At 72.6% G+C, this 24,049-nt stretch carries 26 protein-coding genes and 1 riboswitch; of the genes, 12 read left to right on the plus strand and 14 right to left on the minus strand.

Going from position 1 to position 24,049, the window contains the following annotated elements:
- Positions 1 to 43: 43 nt before the first annotated feature.
- Entirely contained in the window at positions 44 to 910 is an 867-nt protein-coding gene (locus ACFY00_RS05655; RefSeq protein WP_388027578.1) for a hypothetical protein, read from the plus strand.
- Positions 911 to 960: 50 nt separating this feature from the next.
- On the opposite strand, the gene ACFY00_RS05660 is transcribed toward ACFY00_RS05655, so the two are convergent.
- Positions 961 to 2,352 carry an MFS transporter gene (locus tag ACFY00_RS05660; RefSeq protein ID WP_388027581.1) on the minus strand — a complete coding sequence of 464 codons (1,392 nt, stop codon included), beginning with the start codon at positions 2,350 to 2,352 and terminating at the stop codon, positions 961 to 963.
- A gap of 120 nt (positions 2,353 to 2,472) precedes the next feature.
- Here ACFY00_RS05660 and ACFY00_RS05665 point away from each other — a divergent pair, with 120 nt between their 5' ends.
- Complete coding sequence (locus tag ACFY00_RS05665; RefSeq protein ID WP_388027583.1) at positions 2,473 to 3,468, plus strand: Lrp/AsnC family transcriptional regulator; 996 nt, start codon at positions 2,473 to 2,475, stop codon at positions 3,466 to 3,468.
- 15 nt (positions 3,469 to 3,483) lie between these two features.
- Here the strand turns inward: ACFY00_RS05665 and ACFY00_RS05670 are convergent, their stop codons facing one another.
- Together ACFY00_RS05670 and ACFY00_RS05675 are read right to left on the minus strand one after the other, a co-directional pair.
- Positions 3,484 to 4,698 carry a M20 family metallopeptidase gene (locus ACFY00_RS05670; protein WP_388027586.1) on the minus strand — a complete coding sequence of 405 codons (1,215 nt, stop codon included), beginning with the start codon at positions 4,696 to 4,698 and terminating at the stop codon, positions 3,484 to 3,486.
- An 85-nt stretch (positions 4,699 to 4,783) separates the two neighbouring features.
- Positions 4,784 to 5,389: a TetR/AcrR family transcriptional regulator gene (locus tag ACFY00_RS05675; protein WP_388027587.1), complete on the minus strand. Its 606-nt coding sequence runs from the start codon at positions 5,387 to 5,389 to the stop codon at positions 4,784 to 4,786.
- A 97-nt stretch (positions 5,390 to 5,486) separates the two neighbouring features.
- On the opposite strand from ACFY00_RS05675, the gene ACFY00_RS05680 reads away from it, so the two are divergent.
- The 3 genes from ACFY00_RS05680 to ACFY00_RS05690 all read left to right on the plus strand — a co-directional run bounded on the left by ACFY00_RS05680 (position 5,487) and on the right by ACFY00_RS05690 (position 7,655).
- A complete protein-coding gene (locus tag ACFY00_RS05680) occupies positions 5,487 to 6,011 on the plus strand; it encodes a carboxymuconolactone decarboxylase family protein (RefSeq protein WP_388027589.1) in 525 nt (174 codons plus the stop codon).
- Complete coding sequence (locus tag ACFY00_RS05685) at positions 6,008 to 6,208, plus strand: hypothetical protein (protein WP_388027591.1); 201 nt, start codon at positions 6,008 to 6,010, stop codon at positions 6,206 to 6,208. The genes ACFY00_RS05680 and ACFY00_RS05685 overlap by 4 nt, the downstream gene beginning before the upstream one ends.
- Positions 6,209 to 6,335: 127 nt before the next feature.
- Positions 6,336 to 7,655: a hypothetical protein gene (locus ACFY00_RS05690; protein WP_388027593.1), complete on the plus strand. Its 1,320-nt coding sequence runs from the start codon at positions 6,336 to 6,338 to the stop codon at positions 7,653 to 7,655.
- A 110-nt stretch (positions 7,656 to 7,765) separates the two neighbouring features.
- Here ACFY00_RS05690 and ACFY00_RS05695 read toward each other — a convergent pair whose 3' ends face one another.
- The 3 genes from ACFY00_RS05695 to ACFY00_RS05705 all read right to left on the minus strand — a co-directional run bounded on the left by ACFY00_RS05695 (position 7,766) and on the right by ACFY00_RS05705 (position 10,019).
- Positions 7,766 to 8,188 (minus strand): hypothetical protein, encoded by a 423-nt coding sequence (locus ACFY00_RS05695; RefSeq protein ID WP_388027594.1) that lies wholly within the window; start codon positions 8,186 to 8,188, stop codon positions 7,766 to 7,768.
- Between the two features lie 168 nt (positions 8,189 to 8,356).
- Positions 8,357 to 9,109, minus strand: a complete 753-nt coding sequence (locus ACFY00_RS05700) for a DUF6585 family protein (protein ID WP_388027596.1) — start codon at positions 9,107 to 9,109, stop codon at positions 8,357 to 8,359.
- A 154-nt stretch (positions 9,110 to 9,263) separates the two neighbouring features.
- Positions 9,264 to 10,019, minus strand: coding sequence for an SDR family NAD(P)-dependent oxidoreductase (locus ACFY00_RS05705; RefSeq protein ID WP_388027598.1), 756 nt, complete (start codon positions 10,017 to 10,019; stop codon positions 9,264 to 9,266).
- 70 nt (positions 10,020 to 10,089) lie between these two features.
- Here ACFY00_RS05705 and ACFY00_RS05710 point away from each other — a divergent pair, with 70 nt between their 5' ends.
- The gene (locus tag ACFY00_RS05710) at positions 10,090 to 10,932 is read left to right on the plus strand and encodes a LysR family transcriptional regulator (RefSeq protein WP_388027601.1); all 843 of its coding nucleotides are present in this window, start codon (positions 10,090 to 10,092) and stop codon (positions 10,930 to 10,932) included.
- Positions 10,933 to 11,447: 515 nt separating this feature from the next.
- Here ACFY00_RS05710 and ACFY00_RS05715 read toward each other — a convergent pair.
- A complete protein-coding gene (locus ACFY00_RS05715) occupies positions 11,448 to 13,013 on the minus strand; it encodes a glycosyltransferase family 39 protein (RefSeq protein WP_388027603.1) in 1,566 nt (521 codons plus the stop codon).
- Between the two features lie 335 nt (positions 13,014 to 13,348).
- Positions 13,349 to 13,489: a hypothetical protein gene (locus ACFY00_RS05720; protein ID WP_388028039.1), complete on the minus strand. Its 141-nt coding sequence runs from the start codon at positions 13,487 to 13,489 to the stop codon at positions 13,349 to 13,351.
- 74 nt (positions 13,490 to 13,563) lie between these two features.
- Here ACFY00_RS05720 and ACFY00_RS05725 point away from each other — a divergent pair, with 74 nt between their 5' ends.
- Entirely contained in the window at positions 13,564 to 14,037 is a 474-nt protein-coding gene (locus ACFY00_RS05725; RefSeq protein ID WP_388027605.1) for a hypothetical protein, read from the plus strand.
- 440 nt (positions 14,038 to 14,477) lie between these two features.
- Here the strand turns inward: ACFY00_RS05725 and ACFY00_RS05730 are convergent, their stop codons facing one another.
- The 5 genes from ACFY00_RS05730 to ACFY00_RS05750 all read right to left on the minus strand — a co-directional run bounded on the left by ACFY00_RS05730 (position 14,478) and on the right by ACFY00_RS05750 (position 17,204).
- Positions 14,478 to 15,566 (minus strand): radical SAM protein, encoded by a 1,089-nt coding sequence (locus tag ACFY00_RS05730; RefSeq protein ID WP_388028005.1) that lies wholly within the window; start codon positions 15,564 to 15,566, stop codon positions 14,478 to 14,480.
- A gap of 19 nt (positions 15,567 to 15,585) precedes the next feature.
- Positions 15,586 to 16,119 carry a class IV adenylate cyclase gene (locus tag ACFY00_RS05735; RefSeq protein WP_388027606.1) on the minus strand — a complete coding sequence of 178 codons (534 nt, stop codon included), beginning with the start codon at positions 16,117 to 16,119 and terminating at the stop codon, positions 15,586 to 15,588.
- Complete coding sequence (locus ACFY00_RS05740) at positions 16,106 to 16,717, minus strand: AAA family ATPase (protein WP_388027607.1); 612 nt, start codon at positions 16,715 to 16,717, stop codon at positions 16,106 to 16,108. The genes ACFY00_RS05735 and ACFY00_RS05740 overlap by 14 nt, the downstream gene beginning before the upstream one ends.
- Positions 16,718 to 16,824: 107 nt before the next feature.
- Entirely contained in the window at positions 16,825 to 17,031 is a 207-nt protein-coding gene (locus ACFY00_RS05745) for a hypothetical protein (protein ID WP_388027610.1), read from the minus strand.
- Positions 17,028 to 17,204 carry a hypothetical protein gene (locus ACFY00_RS05750; RefSeq protein WP_388027611.1) on the minus strand — a complete coding sequence of 59 codons (177 nt, stop codon included), beginning with the start codon at positions 17,202 to 17,204 and terminating at the stop codon, positions 17,028 to 17,030. Before ACFY00_RS05750 ends, ACFY00_RS05745 begins: the two co-directional genes overlap by 4 nt.
- Before the next feature lie 110 nt (positions 17,205 to 17,314).
- Here ACFY00_RS05750 and ACFY00_RS05755 point away from each other — a divergent pair, with 110 nt between their 5' ends.
- Entirely contained in the window at positions 17,315 to 18,496 is a 1,182-nt protein-coding gene (locus tag ACFY00_RS05755) for a hypothetical protein (RefSeq protein WP_388027613.1), read from the plus strand.
- On the plus strand, positions 18,493 to 18,795 hold the full coding sequence (locus ACFY00_RS05760; protein WP_388027615.1) for a hypothetical protein: 303 nt from the start codon (positions 18,493 to 18,495) through the stop codon (positions 18,793 to 18,795). Before ACFY00_RS05755 ends, ACFY00_RS05760 begins: the two co-directional genes overlap by 4 nt.
- A gap of 70 nt (positions 18,796 to 18,865) precedes the next feature.
- Here the strand turns inward: ACFY00_RS05760 and thiC are convergent, their stop codons facing one another.
- The gene (gene thiC / locus ACFY00_RS05765; protein ID WP_388027618.1) at positions 18,866 to 20,692 is read right to left on the minus strand and encodes a phosphomethylpyrimidine synthase ThiC; all 1,827 of its coding nucleotides are present in this window, start codon (positions 20,690 to 20,692) and stop codon (positions 18,866 to 18,868) included.
- Positions 20,688 to 20,821: riboswitch (TPP riboswitch) on the minus strand. (Overlaps the previous gene by 5 nt.)
- A gap of 210 nt (positions 20,822 to 21,031) precedes the next feature.
- Here thiC and ACFY00_RS05770 point away from each other — a divergent pair.
- The 3 genes from ACFY00_RS05770 (at position 21,032) to ACFY00_RS05780 (ending at position 23,938) form a co-directional block, all read left to right on the plus strand.
- A complete protein-coding gene (locus tag ACFY00_RS05770; protein WP_388027620.1) occupies positions 21,032 to 21,976 on the plus strand; it encodes a hypothetical protein in 945 nt (314 codons plus the stop codon).
- A gap of 88 nt (positions 21,977 to 22,064) precedes the next feature.
- Positions 22,065 to 22,265, plus strand: coding sequence for a hypothetical protein (locus ACFY00_RS05775; RefSeq protein ID WP_033253469.1), 201 nt, complete (start codon positions 22,065 to 22,067; stop codon positions 22,263 to 22,265).
- A 185-nt stretch (positions 22,266 to 22,450) separates the two neighbouring features.
- On the plus strand, positions 22,451 to 23,938 hold the full coding sequence (locus ACFY00_RS05780) for an SPFH domain-containing protein (RefSeq protein WP_388027623.1): 1,488 nt from the start codon (positions 22,451 to 22,453) through the stop codon (positions 23,936 to 23,938).
- The last annotated feature ends 111 nt before the right edge of the window (positions 23,939 to 24,049 follow it).

Raw genomic sequence — 24,049 nt, forward strand, 5'->3', positions numbered from 1 at the left:
TCGAGGCCACTGACCTCCGTCGACCTCGCGGAACGGGGTACCCATGAGCAACCCCCCGCGCCTGCTCGCCGAGGACCGCGCCGACTTCGCGCGGCTGCTCGACGAAGCACTGCGCGACACCGGCGTCCGACAGGCCCTCGCCGGACCCGGCGAGCACCTCACCGCCGAACAGCTCCACACCAAGGCGCTCGCCGACGCCGACACCGTCGCCGCACCCGCCGCGCCCGAGTACGCGCACTACCTGGCGCTGCGCACCGCGCTCGCCGAGCACCCCGGCAGCACGCCGCCCACCGGGGCCGGGCTGTTCCCCGTCCTCACCGTGCTCACCCCCGTCCTGGCGGGCGCCGCCGGACTCGTCCTGCTGCTGCTCGGCTGGCTGCTGCGCGCCGCCGCGCCCGACCTCGCGCTCGGCCGCTCCACCGTCACCGCCGGGGTCGTCGCCCTCGCCATCGCCGCCGCCGCCCTGCTCGTCGGCGGCGCCGGGCTCGTCCTCACCGCGCTGCGCGACGCCTCCACCGGCCCCGACCACGCCGACCCACAGCAGCACGCCGACCTCGCCGAGGCCCGCGAGGCCTGGCGCACCGCGCTGCGCGAACGCGCCCTGCTGCCCTGGCTGCACGCCAACCTGGCCGCCGCGCCCGTCGCCCCGCTGCCGCCCGCCCGCACCGCCCCGCCCGACCTGCACAGCCCCGGCTACAGCCGCGCCGCCTACTCCTCCCCGGGCTTCACCAGCCCCGGCGTCGAGGGCCTCACCGACGACCGGGGGCGCCCCCGCGAACGCTCCGCGGAGTTCACCGGGCCCGGCTACTCCTCCCCCGACTTCACCAGCCCGGGCCCGGAGGGGCTCACCGACGACCAGGGCCGCCCCCGCCCCGAGGGCCCGGGGTTCACCGGCCCCAACGAGGTCTGAACGCCGGGAGGCGCCGTCAGGGGCCCGGAGGGCCCCTCGATGCGGGCCCCTCAGGAGCGTGCCCGCAGGGCGACCGGCACGCCCAGGGCGCACAGCACCGCGCAGCCCGTCCACACCAGGGTGTAAGCGCCCTCGGCGGGCACGCCCGCCCGGAGCGCCAGGTGGTCGAGGACCGCAGCGGCGACCACCCCCGCGGCCGCGCCCGCCAGGGACTTGAGGGTGTTGTAGACGCCCGTGCCGATGCCGGTCCGGTCGGCGGGCAGCCGCTGCATGAGGAGGGCCGGGAGCAGGCTCAGCCCCAGTCCGGCGCCGTAGCCGGCCAGCGCGCCGCCGAGGACGAACTGCCAGGCGGCCGCGTGCCCGAGGGCGATGGCGCCGTAGCCGGTGGCGCACAGCGCGAACCCGGCGGCGAGGACGGCGGCGGGGGCGTGACGCCGGGTCAGCCGGTGGGCGGTGAGGGCGCCGAGGGTGGCGGCGGCGGTCTGCGGGAGGACCAGCAGGCCGAGCACCAGCGGCACCGCGCCCAGCCCGTAGCCGGTCTCGGCCGGGTCGGCGGCCTGGAAGGCCAGCGTGGGGCCCTGGGCGCCGTACAGGGCGCAGCCGAGCAGGAAGCTGAGGGCGAAGGCCGGGGCGGTGGCCCGGCGGGCGAGCAGCCGGACGCCCACCGTCGGGGTGTCGGTGCGCAGCTCCTGGCGGACGAACAGCGCCAGCAGCCCGGCGCCCGCGGCCAGCAGTGTCAGGGTCGCGGCGACCGGCAGCACCCCGCTCGCGCCGAGGGCGGACAGCAGCAGGGTCAGGCCGAGCGAGAGCAGGGCGGTGCCCGCCCAGTCGATCCGGCCCGCGGCCCTGGTCCGGGACTCGGGGACGAGCCGCCACACCACCGGCAGGACCAGCGCCGGGAGCGCGGCCAGGGCCCACAGCAGCGGGCGGGTGGCGGCCGGGTCGGCGCCGAGTCCGCCGACCGCGAGGGCGCCCAGGGTGGAGCCGACGGTGAGCGAGCCGACCAGCGGGCCGACGGCGCGTCCGCCGCGCTCCTCGCCGAGGCGGTCGCGCAGGATCGCGAACTCCAGCGGCAGCCAGCAGGCCAGGAACCCGGCCAGGGCCCGTCCGGCGAGCAGGACCGGCAGGTCGGGGGCGAGGGCGGTGACGACCGAGCCGAGCAGGGTGAGCAGGACGGTGGCGCGCAGCAGGCGGCGGTGGCCGTACAGGTCGCCGAGCCGGGAGGTGAGCGGCACGGCGACGCCCGAGACCAGGAACTCGACGCCCAGCGCCAGGCTCAGGTCGGCGGGCCGCAGGCCGAGGTGGTCGCCGAGCCGGGGCAGCAGGATCGGGAAGCCGCCCTGCAGCACGCCGCTGGCGGACTCGACCAGGGCCAGCAGCAGGACGGCGGAGCGGACGGGGCCGGCGGAACGGGCGGGCGGGGGCACGACGGTGGCGGTCATCGGCGGTTCCGTGGGGGTGCGGAGGGTGTGGGGGTGGCGGCCAGGATGGCTAACCTGGAGGCCGCCGCACCGCCCGCGCACGAATCCGTTCCTGCGGCCGACACCGCGCAAGGATCAGCCATGATCGACGAACTCGACCTGGCGCTCGTCGACGCCCTCCGGGTCGACCCGCGCGCGCCGTGGTCCCGGCTGGCCGCCCCGCTCGGCGTCGACCCGGCGACGCTCTCCCGCCGCTGGGCGCGGCTGACCGCGAACGGGGACGCCTGGGTGACCTGCTACCCGTCGGCGGACCGGATCGGCCGCGGCCTGACCGCGCTCGTCCAGGTCGACTGCCCCGCCGACCGGGTCGGCGCGGTGGCCGCGGCGGTGGCCCGGCACCCGCAGACCGCCAGCATCGAGCTGGTCACCGGCGACGCCGACCTGCTGCTGACCGTCGCCGCGTACGACCACGGCTCGCTGACCTCGTACCTGCTGGAGCGGCTGGGCACGGTGCCCGGCGTGCTGCGCACCCGGACCGCGCTGGTGGAGCGGACGCTGGTGGAGGGCAGCCGCTTCTCCAACGGGGCGCTGGACGCCGAGCAGCGGCGGGCGATCGCGGCGCCCGCGCCGGGGGCGGCCCGGCCGGTGGCGGACCGGCGGGTGGAGGAGGACCTGGCGCTGATCCGGGCGCTGGGCGCGGACGGCCGGATGCCCTACGCGGAGCTGTCCGCGCGCACCGGGCTGCCCGCCAGCACGGTGCGCCGCCGGCTGGCCGAACTGCGGGGCTCCGGGCGGGCGGTGCTGCGCTGCGACGCCTCGCCGCGGGTCACCGGCCACCCGGTGGGCGCGATGCTGTGGCTGGACGTGCCGCCCGCGGACCTGCCCGACGCGGTGCGGCGGCTGACCGCGCTGCCGCAGACCCGGATGTGCGCGGTCACCGTCGGCCCGGCGAACCTGGCGCTGTACCTGATCGCCCCGCAGCTGCCGGACCTGCGCCGGATCGAGCAGGAGCTGGCGCACCACCACCCGGCGATCCGGGTCCACGACCGGCACGTGACCCTGCGCACCCTCAAGCTGGTCGGGCACCTGCTGACCGCGGACGGCCGCCGGACCGGCTACGTCCCGATCGAGCCCTGAGCCGTCGCGGCCGGGTCACCGCAGCCTGCCGAGCGCCAGCGCCGCCAGCAGGGCCGCCGCGTCGCCGAGGACGCCGTCGTCGAAGCGGGCCTCGGCGGAGTGGTTGTAGGCGGCGGTGAACGGGTCGGCGTCGGCGGGGCAGGCGCCGACCATGACGTACGCGGCGGGGACGTGCTCGGCCAGCACGCCGAAGTCCTCGGACCCGGCCAGCGGGCGGGGCATCTCGACGTAGCGCTCCTCGCCGAGCAGTCGGCGCACGGTGCGTTCGGCGTACGCGGCCTCGGCCGGGTCGTTGACGGTGACGGGGTAGCCGGGCTCGACCACCGCGTCGACCTGGCAGCCGTGCGCCTCGCCGATGCCGCGGACCAGCCGGACGGCCTCGGCGAGGACCCGCTCGCGGGCGGCGGGGGAGAAGGAGCGGACGGTCGCGCCGAAGGCGGCCTCGTCGGGGATGACGTTCTCGGCGGTGCCCGCGTGGAAGGTGCCGACGGTCAGCACGACCGGGTCGAAGGCGTCGAAGCGGCGGGTGACCATGGTCTGTAGGGCGAGCACGGCTTCGCAGGCCACCGGGACGGGGTCGGTGGACAGGTGCGGGCTGGAGCCGTGGCCGCCGCGGCCGCGCACCACCACGCGCAGGGTGTCGGAGGCCGCCATGATCGGCCCGGGCCGCCCGGCCACGTACCCGGCCGGGAGCAGCGCGGCGCCGACGTGCAGGGCGTACGCGGCGGCGACCCGCTCCCCGGCCGCGTCCAGGACGCCGTCCTCGACCATCAGGGCGGCGCCGCCACCGCCCTCCTCGCCGGGCTGGAACATGAGCACCACGCTGCCCGCCAACTCCTCGCGGCGGGCGGCGAGCAGCCGGGCCGCGCCGACCAGCGCGGCGGTGTGCAGGTCGTGCCCGCAGGCGTGCATCGCGCCGGGGGCCTGGGAGGCGTACGGGAGGCCGGTGTTCTCCTGCACGGGCAGGCCGTCCAGGTCGGCGCGGAGCAGCACCGCGGGGCCGGGGCGGGCGCCGCGCAGCACGGCGGTGACGGAGGAGAGCCGCTCGCCGAGGGTGACCTCCAGCGGGAGGCCGTCCAGGGCGGCGAGGACCCGGGCCCGGGTGCGGGGGAGGTCGAGTCCGATCTCGGGCTCGCGGTGCAGGGCGCGCCGCAGTGCGACGAGTTCGGGGTGGAGCGCGGCGGCGTCGCGGCGGAGTCCGTCGAGCGGGGGGTGAACGTCGGCCGACATGGGTGCGCCTCCTGGGTGGACGGGGAGCGGACGGTTCCCCGGCATCCTCGCGCCGTCGCCCGCCCGTCCGGTCCGGGCGCACGGATCACCCGCGGGCGGCGGGCTCCGCGCACGGATCTTCCAGTCCCGGCCCCGGCGGCGGCTCGGCGGCCAGCAGGGCGGCGGCGATCGTCCGGGCCTCGGCGGCGGGGGCGGGGGTGCCCTCGCGCAGGGCGGTGACGATCGCGCCGTCCATCAGCAGGACGATCCGGTGGGCGAGGTCGGCGGCCCGGTCGGCCGGGTGGCCCCGGTCGGCGAGCAGCGCGGCGACGTAGTCGACGACCTGCCGCTTGTGGGCGGCGGCGACCCGGTGGGCGGGGCTGTCGGGGTCGGCGGTCTCGACCATGGTGTTGATGAAGGCGCAGCCGCGGAAGTCGGCGCGGGCGAAGCGTTCGGCGAGGGCGTCGAACACGTCGAGGGGGCGGCCGCCGAGGGCGGTGACGCGGTCGGCGAGCCAGTCGCGCCAGGCCTGGTCGCGGCGGGTGAGGACGGCGACGACCAGGGCGTCCTTGCCGGCGAAGTGCCGGTAGAAGGAGGCGCGGCCGACGCCGGACTCGGCGAGGATCCGCTCGACTCCGACCGCGCGGACGCCTTCGGCGTAGAACAGCGCCTCGGCGGTGTCGAGCAGGCGGGCGCGTGCGTGGGTGGCCATGTCCCCCAGGCTAGCGGGTGGTTGACGGATTTCGGTACCGATCGGTACCGTCCTGTCGCGTCAGAACGGAACCGATCGGTACCATCCGGAGGGGACGATGCCACGCCTGCCACTGCTCACCGAGGACCCGGACGGGCTGCTGGAACGCACCCGCGCCCGCCTCGGACGGCTCCCCAACCTGTACGCCACCCTCGCCAACTCCCCCGCCGCCCTGGGCGGTTACCTCGCCCTGCACGAACACCTCGGCAACGGCGCCCTCACCCCGAAGCTGCGCGAACAGCTCGCCCTGCTGACCGCCCAGCACAACGGGTGCACCTACTGCGTCAGCGCCCACACCCTGCGCGGCCGCCGCCTGCTCGGCCTCGACGAGGAGCAGCTCGCCCGCACCCGCCAGGGCGCCGACGACACCGACCCGCACGCCGACGCGGTGCTGCGCCTGGCCGACCGCGTCCTGCACCGCCGCGGCCGGGTCACCGACGAGGAGCTCGCCACCGCCCGCGCGGCCGGGGTCACCGACGCCGAACTCGCCGAGATCACCGCCCACGTCGCGCTCAACACGCTCTCCAACTACTTCAACCACCTCGCGCAGCCCGCCCTCGACTTCCCGGAGGTCCCGGCATGACCCCCCACCCCCGCCGCGGCACGGTCGAACTCCGCCCCGGCTACACCGTCCTGGACGCCACGGGCACCCCCGTCGACCGCGCCGAGGACGTCGACTTCACCCTGGAGGGCGGCTTCGCCCACCTCCGGCTGCCCGGCACCGACACCGTCCAGGTGGTCTCCGCCCCGGCCGTCCACCGCCTCACCCACCCGGCCTGACCGCACCCCGGCCCGCGCTCCCCGCACCCCCCTGCTCCGCCCGGCCCGTTACCCAGGACGGCTAGGATGTGTGCCAATTGTGTTCGGGGGGCGATGTGGCGCTCCCCCGTATCCGGGGAGATCGTCTGTGAGCGCACCGAACATATCCGGTGAAGCGCGGGGAGCGCTGTCGAGACCGGCGGTCCGCCTGCTGCTGGCCGCCGTCGTCGTGGCCGCCTGCCTGACCGCCCGGCTGCCGAAGTGGCACGCCGAATCGGTGGACTACCAGGTCTTCCTGCAGACCTGGTACCACTACATCGCGGATCACGGCGGCCTCCGGGCGCTCAGCGACCCCGGCTTCGCCGACTACAACGTCCCGTACCTGTACCTGCTGGCCGGCCTGACCCACCTTCCGGTCTCCGCGCTCACCGGGATCAAGGCGCTCTCCGTCGCCTTCGACCTGCTGCAGGCGTTCTTCGTGTTCAAGCTGGTGGCCCTGCGCTTCCCGGGGCGCTCCGCGTGGCAGCCGTTCGCGGCGGCGCTGCTGGCCGTGCTGCTGCCGACCGTCGCCGCGAACAGCGGGTGGTGGGCGCAGGCCGACTCGATCTACGCCTCGTTCGTGGTGGGCGGCGTCTACTTCGTGCTCCGGCACCGCCCGTGGTGGGCCTGCACCCTGTTCGGCCTGGCCTTCGCGTTCAAGCTCCAGACCGTCTTCGTCTTCCCGTTCCTGCTGGTCATGGTGGTCACCCGGCAGGTCAAGTGGCAGAGCCTGCTGGCGATCCCGGCCGTCTACCTCGCACTGGACGTCCCGGCGCTGCTGGTCGGCGCGGACCCGGTCCAACTGCTCACCGTCTACAGCCGCCAGACCGGCACCTACCAGAGCCTCGCGCTCAACGCCCCGTCGCTCTACCACTTCGTCAAGACCCCCGGCAGCACCGAGACCGCCGACCTGATCCGCACCGTCGGCGTGGCGTTCGCGGCCGTCGTGGTGATCGCCCTGACCGCGCTGGCCGTGTTCTCCCGGACCGGCCGCCGCACGGTGCGCCGCGCCTCCACCGGGGCCTCGCTCACCCCGAACCAGGTCCTGCTGACCGCGCTGGCCTCGGCGGTCACCGTGCCGATGCTGCTGCCCTCGATGCACGACCGGTACTTCTACATCACGGACGTGCTCAGCCTGGTGGTGGCCTTCCACATGCCGCGCCGGCTCTGGTACGTGCCGATCCTGGTGCAGGCGTCCTCGCTGGCCAGCTACCTGCCGTTCCTGTACTACGAACTGCCGGACCACTACCGGAAGTACCACTGGTCGGCGAACGAGTGGCGGCTGATCTCCGGCCTGATGGTCCTGGCCGCCCTCGCCGTCCTGGCCGCCGCCGTCCAGGAGTACCGCCGCGGCCCCGCCGAGCCCGCCCCGGCCGCCCCCGCCCACGACCCCGACCGGGCCCCGGTCGGACCCGCGCTCTCCCGCTGACGGGCCCGACCCCGCGACGCGACGCGGCCCCGGCGGAACTTCCCGCCGGGGCCGCGCCGTCACCGCTCGCGCCGCGTCACCGCACGCGCCGCGTCACTTCTCGGTCGGCGTCACTTCTCGGTCGGCGTCAGGCACAGCACGAACTTCTCGGTGCCCTTCTGCTGCGCGATGGCCACGAAGTCGTCGCCGCAGGCGTTCACGTCGAAGCTGTTGTCGATGACCTTCGAGACCTTGGTGTTGGCCTTGGCGTCGTCACAGCCCACGACCTTGAAGTCCGGGTTCTTGTCGGTGCCCGCGACCACGGCGCAGTCGCCGACCTTGGCGCGGACCGGGTCGTCGCTGAACAGCGAGCCGACGCCGACCTTGACCGCCACGCCGATGACGATCACCCCGATGATGCCGAGCACCTTCTTGCCCTTGCCGCCCTTCTTCGGGGCGTCGGCGGCAGCCTGCGCGGCGGCGTACTCGAAGGGGGCGGCGGGCGCCGCAGGAGTGGTCGGGTACTCGGGCTGGGGGGTCTGCGGAGTGGACATGGGTTCCTCTGGTCTGGGTCGCCCTGCGACGACGGTGCGCGCACCCTATCCAGGCCCGAATCGGGCGTTCCCGGCATTCGCCGCGATATCCAGCGGGCGTGACCCAAAAGAAATACAAAGAATTCCCAAAGGGATTCCCCGGCCTTCCGCCGATCCCGTCCCGAGTACCTACAATCCGCCGTTCCGGGCCCGGAGTTCGTCGACCACGCAGAGGAACAGGAAGAAGTTCGGGATCTTGTGGACCGGGGTGTTCGACCAGGGCAGCCACTTCCCCGCCCGGCGCACCGCCACCGTGCCGCGCCTGACCTCGACCTGCTCGACCTCGCCCCACGGCACGCCGCTGCGGTTGGCCGTCGCCACCCCGGCGGCGTTCACCACCATGTCGCCGAAGTGGACCGTCCCGCCGCCGCCCAGCAGGCCCAGCACGCCCGGCAGCTGGGCCCGGGTGATCTCGTGCTGCACGGCCGCTCCCCACACCTCCGGGTCGGCGTAGAAGCCGGTCAGCCGGGCCTTCACCCCGTCCGGCCGGAACAGCCGGTACTCGTAGGACGTCCCGACGTAGATCCCGTTCACGTACCGCCGGGTGATCCGCTGCAGCACCGAGAGCGCGTCCCAGCGGAACGCGAGCGGGCCGCCCGGCTCGTCCAGCACCAGCCCGTGCTCGAAGCAGTGGATCCGGCGGGCCGCCTGCTTCCGGTTGACGTTGGGCGTCTGCCAGAGCTGCCACAGGAAGAACAGGCCCGGCAGCACGAAGACGAACAGGCCGAACAGGCCGAACACCGCCAGGCCCAGGATGCTCCAGGCACTGCGGCGCTTCGGGGCGAACGAGGCGCGGAGCCCGCCCAACCCCTCCGCGGCAGCCAGGGCGGCCACGTCGTCGGAGAACGGCCGCCCGGCGGGCGGGGCCTGTACGTCGTGCACGGAATTACCTCTTCGTTGCGCATCACCGCCGAGAACACCGCAGGTCAGCGGCGGGACCGGATGCTACTGGCAATCGGCCGCCCCGAACAGGCCCCTTCCAGGGGGGAGGACGACGCCCGTTTGAACCCGACCGCCCCGCCGACCCGGGCGCCGGTCACCAGCGGACCGGGCCGTCGTCCTCGAAGAAGCCGCCGGTCGGCCCGTCCGGTCCGAGGGTGGCCAGCCGGACGACGACCGCCGCGCCCTCGTCCGCGGTGCGGGTGACGTCGCGGGCGAAGGGGAGGCCGCTGGTGAAGTCGGTGGCGCAGGCGCCCGGGGCGGCGGCGTTGACCAGGATGCCCTCCGGTCGGAGCTCCCTCGCGTACTGCACGGTCAGCATGTTGAGCGCGGCCTTGCTCACGGGGTAGGCCGCCATCGGCGGCAGAGCGGACACGTAGTGGCCCGGGTCGGTCTGCCGGTCGAGGGAGCCGAGCCCGCTGGACACGTTGACGATCCGGGCCCGGGCGGAGCGCCGGAGCAGGGGCAGCATCGCGTTCGTCACGGCCAGCACCCCCAGGACGTTCGTCCCGAGGACCGCGCCCACCTCCTCCGGCGCCGCGGCACTGGGGGGTCGGCGGTCCACCGCACCGGAGATCCCGGCGTTGTTGACCAGGACGTCGAGCCGGCCGCACCAGGCGTCGACCCGCCGGGCGGCCTCCCGGACGCCGGACGGGTCGGTGACGTCCAGGGTCAGCGGCCTGGCCGCGGCCCCGGCGGCGCGCAGCCGCTCGGCGGCGGCCGCGGCCCGCTCCGGGCTCCGGGCGGCCACCAGGACGGTCAGGCCGCGTTCGGCGAGCTGTCGGGCGACGGCGAAGCCGATGCCCCGGTTGGCCCCGGTCACCAGGGCGAAGGTGCTGCTGTCCTCGGTCATGTCCCCAGCCCACCACCCCCAACCCCCCGGTGAACAGGACCGGTTGGGTCGCGAACGATACCGTGGCGGCATGGACCGACCGGAGACCCGCGAACTGGCGTACTTCCTGGCCGTCGCCGAGGAACTGCACTTCGGCCGGGCCGCCCGGCGCCTCGGCATGGCCCAGCCCCCGCTGTCCCGCGCGATCCGCCAACTGGAGCGGCGCATCGGCGTCCCGCTGCTGCTGCGCGAGCACCACCGGCTGACGCTGACCGAAGCGGGCCGGGTGCTCGCCGAGGAGGCCGCCGCGGTCCTGGCCGCGGCGAGCGCGGCGGTCCGCCGCACCCGGCGGGCCGGACGACCGGGCCCCCGCCTGGTGGTCGCCCTGAAGCCCGGCGGGGACGGCGACCTGCTGCCCGCCCTCCTCGCCGCCTTCCCCGCCGCACCGGAGGCCGTCCCGGTCGAGGTCCTGCTGTGCGACGTCCCCGACCGGGCCCGCCTGCTCCGGGACGGCACCGCCGACGTCGCGTTCCTGCACGCCCCGTACGAGGACTTCACCGGGCTCGACACCGAACCGCTGCTCACCGAAGGCACCGTGGCCGTCCTCCCCCGCTCGCACCGCCTCGCCGACCGCCCCCACCTGCGCCCGGCCGACCTGGCCGACGAACCCACCGCCCGCTGGCAGGGCCGGGCGGGCACCGGCCCCGAGGTCCGCGACCTCGCCCAGCTGATGCACCTCGTCGCCCTCGGCCGCGCCGTGGCCCTGGCCCCCGCCTCGGTCCGCACCCAACTCCGCCACGACCTGTGCTGCGTCCCCGTCCCCGACGCCGACCCGACCACCCTGGTCCTCGCCTGGCCCTCCCGCTCCCGCTCCCCGGCCCTGGCCTCCTTCGTCCGCACCGCCGCCGCGGTGGCCGCCGGACACGCCCGCTGATCCGGCCGCGACGGCTTCGGCCGCGCCCGGAACCGAGGCCCCGGCCCCGGCCCCGGCCCGCGGCAGCCCCCACCCCTCCGACGCCGCTGGAAGCCCCCGCTCGGCCAGACCGCCCTCCCCACCGGGCCCGGCCGCGGCGCGGACGACAGGCGCCCGGCCCGCCGAAGTGAGGGATCTCACACCGCGGGCGCACCGTTCGACGGTTCCGACCAGGGCTTCCGGACGCCCGGCACCGCGCCGCGGCGGCAGGACAGCCGATATCGCGGTGTCCGGACCGGCCCTGCGAGCGGTATCGATCCGCAGCGCGGCGCCGGTCCGCGAGACCGCCCCGCAACCGCCGCCCTCGACGCGGGCGCGCGGATACCGTCCGCTGTTCCCGCCCTACCGGGAAAGCGCCGCCGGGCGGACGGGAAAAGCCGCCTGAACGGCTTCGTCCCCGCCGCCCGGCGGCCTTTCCCGGTTTTTCCGGCCGCCCGCGCCGGTCCACCCGGAAGGCCGCCGCTACGGTCGGGGCGCTAGTGGGTCACGCACCGGATGACGGTCCATTGTTCATGCCCGGCGATCTTCTCCACCCGGGCGCACTCGCGCTGCTCGTCGCCGCGCAGCACCGCCACGTAGCTGGGAGCGGAATCCAGCAACTTCTCGCCGCTGGAGAAGTAGTAGTTCCGGTAGTTCCGCACCTGGTAGATCCCACCGACGGTGCTCACCTCGGAATTCTTCTGGAAATCCTTCGGATCGGCCTTCAGGTAGAACAGGGTCTCCATGTAGTTGAGCGGGAACCGGTCGGAGATGTAGATCGGTTCGTTCCCGTTCCGCGCCGCGTCGGCGGATTCCAGCGCGGCCTTGAACCCCCTCCCGAAGGGCTGGGCGATCTGCTCCGGGTAGCGGGTGTTGTAGTCGTAGAAGAAGAACGCGCCGTAGCCGAGCGCGGTGGCCATGATGACCGCGACGACCGCCCGCCCGGTCTTCCGGTCGGTCATCGAGCGGTACAGCCCGCTCACGCCGATCGCGGTGAGGGCGACGAGCGGGATGAAGAGCGCGTTGGCCCGGTTGCCGTTGGCCGGCACCACGCACAGCAGGATGACGGCGCCGACCAGCCAGAACGTGAACAGGTTGGCCTCGGGGTCGCGGGTGCGCGCCGCGAAGTAGACGCCAAGCGCGGCCAGCGGGAACCCGACCACGCCCAGGACCAGGAAGTCGTTGGGGATGGTCCACAGGTAGCCGTCGCCGAATCCACCGGTCACGAAATGGGCGTTGAGCTCGGCCAGGTTCTGCCCGTTGCTGATCTGGTCCAGTCGCGACGCGGCGAATTTCGGCACGGTGAACGGCAGGGAGGAGACGAAATGCGGGCTGTGGTGCAGGACGTTGTTGACCAGGACGAGCAGCAGGATCGGTCCGGCGACGATCAGGAATCCCAGCACGCTCAACCCGACCGGGAGCGGGTTCCGCAGGACCGTGCGGTACCGGGCCGCGAGGTAGAGCCCCCCGATCGCCGGCACCACCATGATCGCCACGCCGTAGGCGTACAGCGCGAGCGCCAGGAAGACCAGCGAGAAGGGGATCAGCATCCGGGCGCGCGGCGAGGTGTACGCGTACCCCAGGGTGGTCACCCCGGCGAGCAGGAAGAACGGCAGGATGTTCGACTCCAGCGCCCACCGCGACGCGGTGATGTGCCAGGGGGTGACGGCGAGGAGACCCGCCCCGACCAGCGCGGCGGGGGTGTCGACGAAACGCCGCAGGGCGGCGTACAGCAGCGGGACGGCGCCGATTCCCAGCAGCACCGGGACCAGGCGTATGGAGAATTCGCTCAGGCCGAACAGGCCGATGAACGGAACGCTCAGGTAGGAGAGCAGGACGTTCTGTCCGGAACCCCAGCTGGGGAAGTAGGCCGGCCAGGGGTTTCCCCAGCGGTCCGTGCCGTTGGTCAGCAGCGAAAACGATTCGTATCCGGCGCTGGCTTCGTCCTGGTTGAGTCCGCCGGGCAGGTCGGGGAAGCGCCACAGCCTGAGGACCGCCGCGACCGCCGTGATGACGGCGATGGCGATCGTTCTCTTTTCAAGGTCGGCGAATCTTTTGATCACGGGGCGGTTCGCACGACGATAAAAGGAACAAAGGGCGGTACTGCGCATTTCATTTCGAAATGATTCCTCTCCCGGTCGGCAGGCCACGGCGCACCGCCAATGAATGAGGGATCATACTACTGGCGATAGGACCGCCGGGACTATTGTCCGCGTACTGCAGGGCCCCCGGCCCGTTGATCCGGGTACGACGGGTCCGGCCTCCGGCGCGCCGAATCAGCTCCTCGGCGAGCGGTCGCACGCCCTCGTCCTGCGGCCCGGCCGACACCGGCACCCGTTGGAGGGCCGCGCCGGGAAGCTCCCCCACCTCCCGGTGCGGCACCCCGCGGGCGGTGCCGTCAGTCGGCGAGCGGGAGGTAGACCCGGTTGCCGTGGGCGGCGAACTCGGCGGACTTCTCCGCCATGCCGGCCAGGGCGGCCCGCTCGGCCTGTTCGGCCTCACCGCCGTGCTCCTCGCGGATCTGGCGGCTGATCTTCATCAACGCGAAGATGAAGGGTGAGAAGGCCAACCAGTGGGTCACGTACGAACACGGGCACTTCTGCAAGAAGACCGTTGACGGGGGCTGCAACGGCACCTGGAAGCGCGGGGACGAGACGGACAAGCACATCACGAAGCTCGTTCTGCGGAAGCTCAAGGCCGACGCCGCAGCAGCCGCCGAGGAGGTTCCCGACTGGGGGCGGGAGGAAGAGTCGGAGGCCGCATTGGGACGTCGGGCAACGCTGGCACAACGGCGAGATCGACGACGAGCAGTTCTTCCGGAACCTGCCCGGGCTCGGAAAGAAGATCAAGGAACTGCACGCGGACCAGGCGAAGGACACAGCGGCGAAGGCCGCCGCCCAGGAGGCGACGGCCGACGTCGAGAAGGAATGGAAGTCGAAGACACTGGCGCAGAAGCGGGAGCTGATCAAGAAGGCCCCGCACGCTGTCATCGCGCTGCCGAGCGGCATGGGCAACAAGCCGTTCGACGTGGACCAGGTCATCCCCGCGTGGAAGCAGTCCGGCGGGTCAGTTGCACTCCCAGGATGATGCCCATCTCCCGGAGTTGGTCGTCCGAGAAGCGCGGGGCAGCGGTCAAGCGCTTCTCGATCCAGCGTTCCACCGCCTCGTCATCGCAGAGGCGGGACGCCGAACGGCGGTCAGTCATCGCAGTCACTTCATGTCCCCTTCTCGCTTGAGGCGTTGGTGGGCTCGGCGGTTGTGGCGGACGGTTTGGGTGAGGAGTTCTTCGCCGGGGGTGTAGCCGGTGGCGAGGTAGCGCCAGTGGCCGACGACGAGGGTGGGGACGGGGAAGGTGCACGGCCGACAGAAGGCGCCCAGATCCAGGCAGAGGAAGAGGGCAGGGGGGAGGCGGTGTTCAAAGTTTCATTACTGGGTCAAGGGCGGCCCCGCTGGCGGCGCAAGGAACGGGGCGGCGGTCGAGCCCCACCCAGGACCGACCCGGGCGGGCTCGTCAGGACTACTCAGGCTCAAGCGGCAGCGCCGTACTGGCTCGTCAGCCGCCGGACTTCGGCATCCTTGAACGCCTGCACCTCTTCCACGATGCCGCTCTTCGCCAGCTCGGCCACGGGCACACAGAGGTCCATCCGCTGGATGCAGACGCCGACCATGTACTCCCCCTGCTCGGTAAGGTACAGCCGGACGCCGTAGTAACCCTCCTGGCAGTCCGTGTCGTTGTTGAAGCTGCACGACGCGCAGGTGTCCGGCAGTCGCACCGGCAGCAGCCGCTTGACGTAGACGGCCCGGCCGCCGAGCGCCCGGTAGAGGGTGCGCTCGTCGGACGTGCCGGCGGTGAAGGTACGAAGGACCGGCTCCGCGCCGACCCGGGCCAGCACTTCGGAGATCGCCGCGATCGACTCCTCACCGTCCTGGATGCTGGTGAGCATCCGCACGTCCGCGAACTGGCCGTACGACTCGACCAGGTTGACGACCCGATCCACGTGGGCCAGGCCGGGCACGACGATGTTCACGGAGACCTTCACGCCGTTGGCCACCGCGGCGCGGATGGTCTGCTCCGCCGACCGGATCTTCGCGTCAGCGAGGCCCGCCGACTTGAAGCGCTCGGACTGCACGGCCTGGAGCTCTTCGGCGGTGGTGCCGAAGACCGAGACGTTGACCCGGTTGAGGCCGGCCGCCGAGCACTCCGGCATCACCTGCCGCCCGCGCTCCCCGTTGCTGGTCATCCCGACGCTCAGTCCCATTCCGGTGAGCGCCGAGACCAGTGAGGGCACCTCCGTGTGGAGGGTGGGTTCCCCTCCGGTGAGGTGAACCTCGCTGGCGTCGAACGCCTTCGTCACGGTCCGCACCGCCCGCCGGAAGGCCATGCCCGGGGCCATCTTGGCGGAGAGGAAGCTGACGCCGTTCGTCTCGCTGTAGATCGACACGCGCCCGGTCTTACCGGGCCCCGACACGAAGGGCAGCAGAGTACGGCCCTTGTTGTCGCCGGTGACCGGCGTCCCTTCGTTGTGGCAGAACGTGCAGGCCAACCCGCAGTCGTCGATCACCTTGACGCGGATGGTCTTGTCCCGGACGACCCGGACTGCCGGGCGTTGGGTCACTGACAAGGCTTGTCTCCTGTCACTCGAATGTGAGCCGGGGGATCGCCTCGATGTCGATCCCGTACCGGCGGTAGACCTTGGTGGTGTTCTCGCTCGTCAGCTCGGCCAGGGGAAGCCCTAGCGCCGTGGCCGTCGCGTGGACGTGGTCGGCGCTGTCCCCCTCGATCTCCAGGTACGGGGGGATCAACGGCCACTCGTCGATCTCGATGGCCGCGCCGCCCAGCGTCCAGGAGGAGCGGCGGTTCTCCTGGTACGCCTTCGGCTGGTAACCGAGCTTGCCGAGGAGCGTGTTCGTGGTGTCGAAGTCCCCGACGGTCGTCTCCGTCTCGGACACGCCGTCGATCGCGTCGGAGTGGATCTCCTTGACGCACAGCGTCACGTCGGTGCCGGTGTCGCGCAGGCGGACCCACGTGCCCGGCCGACCGGGAATGTCGTAGACGTAGCGGCGCTGGAACCGGTCACCCAGGTGCTCCGCCCCGGCCTCTGCCAGGCGCGCGCGCATCTTCTCCGGCTCGACGGCCAGGATCTTCGCTTCGAACTCAGTTGCGGTCATGGGAAGTTGACCTTTCTTGACGGGGGTTCGGTACGCGCGAGCGCACGATATCGGCTATCGCGTCGACCACCTGCTCCGGCGTGCGGCCGGTGCTGTCCACGGGGACGAGGCCGAATGCCCGGTAGACGCGGCAGCTCTCGGCGACGTTCGGCTCCTCACGCTGGTGCCAGTAGCTCAGCGTCCCCTGATCGGCCCGTCGGCGAAGGCGCTCCCGCCGCGCACGCTCGTCCACCTCCAGGAGGACCGCCACATCCGGCACGAGAACCCCGCTCGGGTACTCCGGGGCGCAGTCGTGCCCCATGGCGCTGTGCGTGGCGACGGTGCGCGGGAAGTAGGACTCGACCACCACCGTCCTGCCTCTCTCGATGATCTGACGGGCCGTCTCGGACTTGAGGTGGTTCGCCATCATCCACCAGTGGTACCGCGCCGGCAGGTTGCCGGTGGCGTCCACTTCCGCCCTCGTGCGGGGGAACGTCGGCAAGGTGCCGTCCGTGAGGTGGATGCCGTTGAGCAGGGCCGCGAGCAGCGGGGCGACGGTGGTCTTCCCGCTCGCGCTGAGGCCGTCGAGGGTGACGAAGGACCCGCGGGCCACGTCCATCTGAACTCCATTCCTCGGTCGGTTTCCGGGTCGTACGGAGTTGCGGAACCCGTCCCGGCCTGCGGGGGGGGATTGCAGGCCGGAGCGGGAGTCTTGAGGTGCGTCCCTCAGGTAGGCGGTTCGCGGTCCGGAGCCGACTGGGGCGTCCGCATCGGGCCGAGGTGGTCAGGGTCCAACTGGTGGGCCGTCGAAGTGCCGAGGAGAAGAACGGTGACAACGTGGCCGAGCGCCCAGAAACCAGTCAGCACCGCGCCGACAGGATCGCGGTGTTCGCCGCGGTGACGGCTGCCGGCCGAATTCCGCTCGATGGTCATGACTTCGCCGTCCTCAGCTCGAACCAGACCCACTTGCCGAACGGCGCCCAGGCCACGCCCCAGCGAGCCGAGAGGGCGTCCACCAGCCCCAGGCCGTAACCGGACTCCGCCTCCCACGTCGGGGCCGTGCGGCACGGCAGCACGCCGGAGGAGTCCCGGACACCCACCCACACCGATGCCTTCTGCCGGTTCGGGTAGAGACAGGGCGATCCTGTAGGCAGACGCCAGGCACTTCACTAGGCTGTCTGGCTCCCATCAGCGGTACCGCAGAGACGGGCCTCAGATGACCAACGACGCGCTACGACGGCTTCGTCTCGGGCGAGAGTGGACCCAAGGCGAAGTCGCTACCCGTGTGAACGCCCGGATCAAGGCCGCGACAGGACGCGACAGGGCGATTGACGCCAACGTGATCAGCCGATTAGAACGTGGCGTGATCACGTGGCCGGAGCAAGAGGTCCGCGACGCCTTGCGCGGAGTCTTCGGCGTGGCCACGAACACAGAGCTGGGACTGTTCCCGAAGAGGACCCGGCGCGACCGCGAGGAGGTGAGTGAGTCGAAGCGCCGCGATTTCCTGGCCGTCTCCCTGGCGGGCATCCTGCCGGACGTGATGCCGTCACCAACTGTCTTAGGGATGAAGGATGTTGACGACATCGCCGAACGCACCTTCGCTCTAGAGGAGTGGGACCGGCGAAGCGGAGGGTTCGCTACACGCCATCTCGCCTTCGGCGAGCTACGAAGCGCTGTCGATCTCACCAAGTCCTCGATGGGACCGCGCGTCCGCGACCGGCTGTGCGGCCAGATCGCCAATCTCGCCGACCTCGCGGCGTGGTCGGCGTTCGACGCGGGCCAGAGCGCACCCGCACGCAGTACGTTCGGACTCGGCATCAAGGCCGCCCAGGAGGCCGGCGACGATAGGCTGCTATGCCACGTCGCAACCGGTCTCGCCCGCCAGGAGATCGCCGAGCGCAAGTCGAAGGACGCCGTTGCGCTGGCGGACATGGCCATGGGCAATGTTCCGCTGTCAGCGCTTGCGATGATCGCAGCGGTGAAGGCGCAGGCGTACGCCCTACAGGGCGACGAAGCCGAGGTGATGCGCCAGATCAGCCTTGCGGAGTCGATCTACAGCCGTGTCACCGACCTCAGCAGCGAACCCCGCTGGATGTGGTACTTCACCCCGCACAAGCTGCACGGCAAGACCGGACACGCGCTCTACCTGCTCGCCACCATCAAGGGGAAGCCGGTCTCCGACCTTGTGTCCCGGCTCCGCCGGGCCGTTGACTCCCAGACGTCCAACCGGGCCCGCTCGAAGGCGATCGACACCGCCCAACTGGCCACGGTGCTCTACCGCCAGGGCGCTCGGGACGAGGCCGAGCACTACGCGCGCACCGCTACCGACCTTTCCACCGTGGTCCGCTCCGCACGGCTGGATGCCGCATTGGCAGAGATGAGGAGAGCCCAATCATGACCATCGAAGACGTGATCAAGGAAGCCGCTGCCCGTGGAGTCACGGGACTGCCCGAGCCTTCCCGGTTGACACACGTCCGGGTGTGGCCGGGTGCGTCGCAATGGGTCGGCGAGGTCGGCGAGCCGCCCCACAACGAGACCGTGGGCGAGGGCATGTTCGACACCAGGGACGAGGCCCAGGAGGCCGCGTTGAAGGCCGTCGCTGACAGCCGGTCCTTGTTGGTCGCGCTCTTGCCAGCCGATCTCGTGGCGACCGCCGACGAGTGGCCGGAACCGATCGTGAGCGCCTGGGACGCCTGACGCACGTCGAAGCGCTGCCCTGGGAAGCCCCCTCTTCCTCCCAGGGCAGCGCGGTATCGGAGACGGCGGATCAGTCGGCGAGCGGGAGGTAGACCCGGTTGCCCTGAGCCGCGAACTCCTCTGACTTGGCCTGCATGCCAGCCACGGCCTCAGCGTCGTACTCGGTGTTCACGGCCTTGTCGCCGTACAGCTCTGTGATGCTTTTACTGATCTTCATCGAGCAGAACTTCGGCCCGCACATGGAGCAGAAGTGCGCGGTCTTGGCGGGTTCGGCGGGGAGGGTCTCGTCGTGGAAGGCGCGGGCGGTCTCCGGGTCGAGGGCCAGGTTGAACTGGTCCTCCCAGCGGAACTCGAAGCGGGCGTCGGAGAGGGCGTCGTCCCAGGCCTGGGCGCCGGGGTGGCCCTTGGCGAGGTCGGCTGCGTGGGCGGCGATCTTGTAGGTGATGACGCCGGTCTTGACGTCGTCGCGGTCGGGCAGGCCCAGGTGCTCCTTGGGGGTGACGTAGCAGAGCATCGCGGTGCCCCACCAGGCGATCATCGCGGCGCCGATCCCGGAGGTGATGTGGTCGTAGCCGGGCGCGACGTCGGTGGTCAGCGGGCCGAGGGTGTAGAACGGGGCCTCGTCGCAGATCTCCTTCTGCAGGTCCATGTTCTCGCGGATCTTGTGCATCGGGACGTGCCCGGGGCCCTCGATCATCACCTGGACGTCCTTGGCGCGGGCGATCCGGCCGAGTTCGCCGAGGGTGGTGAGTTCGGCGAACTGGGCCTCGTCGTTGGCGTCGGCGATCGAGCCGGGGCGCAGGCCGTCGCCGAGCGAGAAGGTGACGTCGTAGGCGCGCAGCAGGTCGCAGAGCTCCTCGAAGTGGGTGTAGAGGAAGTTCTCCTGGTGGTGCGCCAGGCACCAGGCGGCCATGATGGAGCCGCCGCGCGAGACGATGCCGGTCTTGCGGCGGGCGGTCAGCGGGACGTACCGCAGCAGGACGCCCGCGTGCACGGTCATGTAGTCGACGCCCTGCTCGCACTGCTCGACGACGGTGTCCCGGTAGACCTCCCAGCTGAGTTCCTCGGCCCGGCCGTCGACCTTCTCCAGCGCCTGGTAGAGCGGGACGGTGCCGATCGGGACGGGGGAGTTGCGCAGGATCCACTCGCGGGTGGTGTGGATGTTGCGGCCGGTGGAGAGGTCCATGACGGTGTCGGCGCCCCAGCGGGTGGCCCAGGTCATCTTCTCGACCTCCTCCTCGATGGAGGAGGTGACCGCGGAGTTGCCGATGTTGGCGTTGATCTTCACCAGGAAGTCGGTGCCGATGATCGCGGGTTCGACCTCGGGGTGGTTCACGTTGACCGGGATGACGGCCCGCCCGCGGGCCACCTGCTCGCGCACGAACTCCGGCTCCAGGCCCTCCCGCAGGGCCACGAACTCCATCTCGGGGGTGATCAACCCTCGCTTGGCGTACGCGAGTTGGGTGACGGCGACACCGTCGCGGGCGCGCAGTGGGCGGCGCGGGCGACCGGGGAAGACGGCGTCCAGGTTGCGCAGGTCGCCGCCGCGCGGGGCGGTGTGCCGGATGCCGTCGTCCTCGGGCCGGGCCGCGCGGCCCTCGTACTCCTCGACGTCGCCGCGCTGGCGGATCCAGGGGTCGCGCAGCGCGGCCAGGCCCCGGCGGACGTCGGTGGGCTGCGACGGGTCGGTGTACGGCCCCGAGGTGTCGTACAGCGGGACGGTGCGCCCGTCGGTGAGGTGGACCTCGCGGTAGGGCACCCGCAGGTCGGGGCGGCTGCCCTGGCGGTACGCCTTGCGCCAGGCCGGGGTCGGGTACCCGGTGGCGGACGGCTGGTGGGCGGACGGCCGGTCGGCCGACGGCTGGTGGGCAGACGTGTGCTCGGTGAATGCGGTCATGCGACCTTCAACTCCCTACGCCGGCATTACCCGGTCAGGTTCCTGCGGTCGGCGCAGCAGGTGGTACGCGGGCCCGCGTACCGTCAGCGCCCTCTCAGCCCGGTGCTCCGAGCTCCCGTTCCGCGCAGGGGCGTGCGCCGCCTGCGTTCGCCGACCACGGTAGGGCACCGGACGGGCACCGGTCCAGGGCGCCGAAACCGGTACGGACGCGCACGGTGTTGAGTAGGCTGCCGCGCGGAACACGCGTTCGACCTCGACCGACCGGCCGGGCGGCACCTTGACGCGACGTCAACTTCAGCCCCCGGGACCGGACTCCACTCACCAGGGGGTTCCCGCACCGTGCGCAGCTACCGAGTCCTGGCCGCTTCGGCCGTCCTCACCGCAGGTTTCCTGGCACCCCTCGCCCTGGGCACGGGCGCCGCCACCGCGGTCGCTCCGGCGGCCGTCCCCGCGCCCTGCGCCAACGGCGTGATCAGCGGCGGGCTCACCGTCAGCTGGCCCGAGTACCAGGACGGGGCGGGTCTGCCGGTCGTCATCGGCACGCCGGGCGCGGAGAGCGCGCTGGAGTTCACCAACCGGGACTCCCGGGACGTGCCGGGCGTCCTGGTGAACTTCCGGGTGGAGTCGCTGGAGTTCAACGTCGAGGTGCCGCTCGGCGTCGAGTACGAGCTTCCGGGCACCGGCACGTGGAAGGCCGTGCCCGCGTGGAAGGACGACGGCAACGGCGTGATGAGCTTCGCCGTCCCGGACGCGTTCACGGTGCCCGGCAGGAGCACCGTCAAGCTCGGCCTGCGGATCTCCGCCCCGGGCAACGCCGTGGCGGACATCGGCGAGTACCACTTCTGGTGGGGCGCCGGCCCCCAGCAGGTCCTGGACAACGACAACGACACCTGGGTCGACCGGCCGAGCCCCTGGAAGAGCGGCGACCCGCAGCACCCGGAGGGGACGTGCACCCAGTTCGGCGTCGGCGGCCTCGGCCACGTCGCGGTGTACTCGACCGCGCCCTCCCCGACCCCGACCCCGGTCGAGCCCTCCCCGACGCCCACCCCGACCGTCACCGTGACGGCCACCGCGACGACCACCGCCACCCCGACCGTCACCGCGACGGCGACGGCCACCGCGACGGCCACCCGCACCACCGTGCAGGCCGCCCCGGTGCCGGAGCTGGCCGAGACCGGGGGCGGCGGCAGCGCGCTGCCGCTGGCGCTGGGCGGCGGTGCGGTGATCGCGGTCGGCGCCGGGATCCTGTTCGCGCTGCGCCGCCGGAGCGGTGACCACAGCTGACGTCCGGCACCGGCGGCCCGCCCGGGGGGAGCGTTCCCGGGCGGGCCTCCGCTGTTCACACCGGCGCCCCGAGGGGGAGAATCCCGATGTGATCGGACTGGTGGGGCGGGTGACGGGACGGATCGGCGCGGGCCTGGTCGGCGAGGTGATGGTGCACGTCCCCGAACGGCTGGGCACCGAGGCGTTCCTGGCGTACCGGGCCGTGCCGGGCGAGCCGCTGCAGCCCGGCACCATGGTGGTCGTGGTCGATTACCAGCCACCGCGCACCGTGTACGTCGAACCCTTCTGACCCCTTCCCACCAACCGCGGGCAAACCCCCTGCAACAGTTTCGGGACAGTGCGGGTCACCACCGCCGCACCCCCTTCCCCCGCGATCACGACAGGCGCAGAATGCGGCTGCCACCGGGTTCCGCGCCCACAACTGCACCACCCAGCGCAGCCACGGACCGGTGTGCCACGAAGGGGGAGATCGCGATGCTGATCGGCATCGTCGGAGCAGTCGCCGCAGGATTCGTCCTGCTCGTCCTGCTGTTCAAATTGATGTGGCGCGTCGCCGAGCCCAACGAGGCCCTGGTCATCTCGGGTTCCAAGCACGGCGAGGGCCTCGGCTTCCGCGTGGTCACCGGACGGGGCACCTTCGTGGTGCCCGGCGTCCAGGTAGTCCGGCGGCTGTCGCTGGACCTCAACGAGGCCGCGCTGGACGTCGAGTGCGTGACCTCGCAGGGCATTCCGGTGCACGTCAAGGGGGTCGTCATCTTCAAGGTCGGCGACGACCCGGCGTCGATCGCCAACGCCGCCCGCCGCTTCCTGGACCAGCAGAAGATGATGGGCCAGCGGGTGCACAACGTGTTCGCGGGCCACCTGCGCTCGATCGTCGGCGGGCTGACCGTCGAGGACATGATCCGCGACCGGGAGCGGCTCACCGGTGAGACCCGCTCCGCCTCGGGCATCGAGATGGAGAAGCTCGGCCTGATCATCGACTCGCTGCAGATCCAGGAGATCCTGGACCCGACCGGCTACATCACCAACCTGGCCGCGCCGCACGCCGCCGCCGTCCAGCGCGACGCCCGGATCGCGGCCGCCGAGGCCGACCGCCGGGCCACCGAGGCCGAGCAGGAGGCGTTCGCCCGCAAGGCCGAGGCGACGCGCAACTCCGGTATCCAGCAGGCCGGTTACCAGGCCGAGATGGACACCGCCGCGGCCCGCGCGCTGCAGGCCGGACCGCTGGCCCAGGCCGCCGCCCGGCAGGAGGTCGTGGTCCAGGAGACCAAGGTCGCCGAGCTGGAGGCGCACCGCAAGGAGCAGCAGCTCCAGGCCGACGTCCGCAAGCCCGCCGACGCCCGGGCGTACGAGACCCGCACCAAGGCCGAGGCCGACCGCGACGCCCGGATCTCCGCCGCCGAGGCGCTCTCCCGGGAGACCGAGCTGAAGACCGCCGCCGAGGCCAACCGGGTCAAGGTCGCCGCGGCCGCCGAGGCCGAGGCCACCCGGGCCCGCGGCCTGGCCGCCGCCGAGGCCACCCGCGCCACCGGTGAGGCCCAGGCCGCCGCCGAGGCCGCGAAGGGCCTGGCCGAGGCCGAGGCGGCCCGCGCCAAGGGCCTCGCCGAGGCGGAGGCCACCCGCGCCCAGGGCCTGGCCGAGGCGGAGGGCATCAAGGCCCGCGCCGCGGCCCTGGCCGAGAACCAGGAGGCGGTCGTCGCACAGCAGTTGGCCGAGAACTGGCCCGCCATCGTCCGGGCCGGCGCGGACGCCTTCGGCAACGTCGAGCACATGGTGCTGCTGAACGGCGCCGAGGGCATGTCCGAGATGTTCGCCAAGGCGCTCACCATGGGCGGCACCGGCCTCGGCCTGGCCCGCCAACTGCTCAACTCGATGAACGCCCCGGCCCCGGCCGAGACCCCGGCCCCGGCCCCGGCCCCGGCCACCCAGGTCATCCCGGTCCAGGCCGACACCGGCCACTGACGCCCCGCCGCACCACGGCCCGTACGGCAGCACCACCGCCGTACGGGCCGCGCCGTCCCCGCGGTCCCGTACGCCGTCTCCGCATCCCCGGCCCCGGCTGAGTACCCGTAC

Origin of the sequence: Kitasatospora sp. NPDC001540 (genome assembly GCF_042894345.1) — a bacterium.
Classification (GTDB): domain Bacteria; phylum Actinomycetota; class Actinomycetes; order Streptomycetales; family Streptomycetaceae; genus Kitasatospora; species Kitasatospora phosalacinea_C.

Bases quoted from the DNA above. Each gene is read 5' to 3' on its own strand.
- ACFY00_RS05740 (WP_388027607.1), bottom strand. From the start codon at position 16,717: ATGGACGTGGCCCGCGGGTCCTTCGTCACCCTCGACGGCCTCAGCGCG.
- ACFY00_RS05660 (WP_388027581.1), bottom strand. From the start codon at position 2,352: ATGACCGCCACCGTCGTGCCCCCGCCCGCCCGTTCCGCCGGCCCCGTC.
- ACFY00_RS05710 (WP_388027601.1), top strand. From the start codon at position 10,090: ATGGACCGACCGGAGACCCGCGAACTGGCGTACTTCCTGGCCGTCGCC.
- ACFY00_RS05665 (WP_388027583.1), top strand. From the start codon at position 2,473: ATGATCGACGAACTCGACCTGGCGCTCGTCGACGCCCTCCGGGTCGAC.
- ACFY00_RS05680 (WP_388027589.1), top strand. From the start codon at position 5,487: ATGCCACGCCTGCCACTGCTCACCGAGGACCCGGACGGGCTGCTGGAA.
- ACFY00_RS05695 (WP_388027594.1), bottom strand. From the start codon at position 8,188: ATGTCCACTCCGCAGACCCCCCAGCCCGAGTACCCGACCACTCCTGCG.
- ACFY00_RS05655 (WP_388027578.1), top strand. From the start codon at position 44: ATGAGCAACCCCCCGCGCCTGCTCGCCGAGGACCGCGCCGACTTCGCG.
- ACFY00_RS05675 (WP_388027587.1), bottom strand. From the start codon at position 5,389: ATGGCCACCCACGCACGCGCCCGCCTGCTCGACACCGCCGAGGCGCTG.
- ACFY00_RS05705 (WP_388027598.1), bottom strand. From the start codon at position 10,019: ATGACCGAGGACAGCAGCACCTTCGCCCTGGTGACCGGGGCCAACCGG.
- thiC (WP_388027618.1), bottom strand. From the start codon at position 20,692: ATGACCGCATTCACCGAGCACACGTCTGCCCACCAGCCGTCGGCCGAC.
- ACFY00_RS05720 (WP_388028039.1), bottom strand. From the start codon at position 13,489: ATGAAGATCAGCCGCCAGATCCGCGAGGAGCACGGCGGTGAGGCCGAA.
- ACFY00_RS05745 (WP_388027610.1), bottom strand. From the start codon at position 17,031: ATGACCATCGAGCGGAATTCGGCCGGCAGCCGTCACCGCGGCGAACAC.
- ACFY00_RS05780 (WP_388027623.1), top strand. From the start codon at position 22,451: ATGCTGATCGGCATCGTCGGAGCAGTCGCCGCAGGATTCGTCCTGCTC.
- ACFY00_RS05670 (WP_388027586.1), bottom strand. From the start codon at position 4,698: ATGTCGGCCGACGTTCACCCCCCGCTCGACGGACTCCGCCGCGACGCC.
- ACFY00_RS05685 (WP_388027591.1), top strand. From the start codon at position 6,008: ATGACCCCCCACCCCCGCCGCGGCACGGTCGAACTCCGCCCCGGCTAC.
- ACFY00_RS05760 (WP_388027615.1), top strand. From the start codon at position 18,493: ATGACCATCGAAGACGTGATCAAGGAAGCCGCTGCCCGTGGAGTCACG.
- ACFY00_RS05755 (WP_388027613.1), top strand. From the start codon at position 17,315: ATGACCAACGACGCGCTACGACGGCTTCGTCTCGGGCGAGAGTGGACC.
- ACFY00_RS05735 (WP_388027606.1), bottom strand. From the start codon at position 16,119: ATGACCGCAACTGAGTTCGAAGCGAAGATCCTGGCCGTCGAGCCGGAG.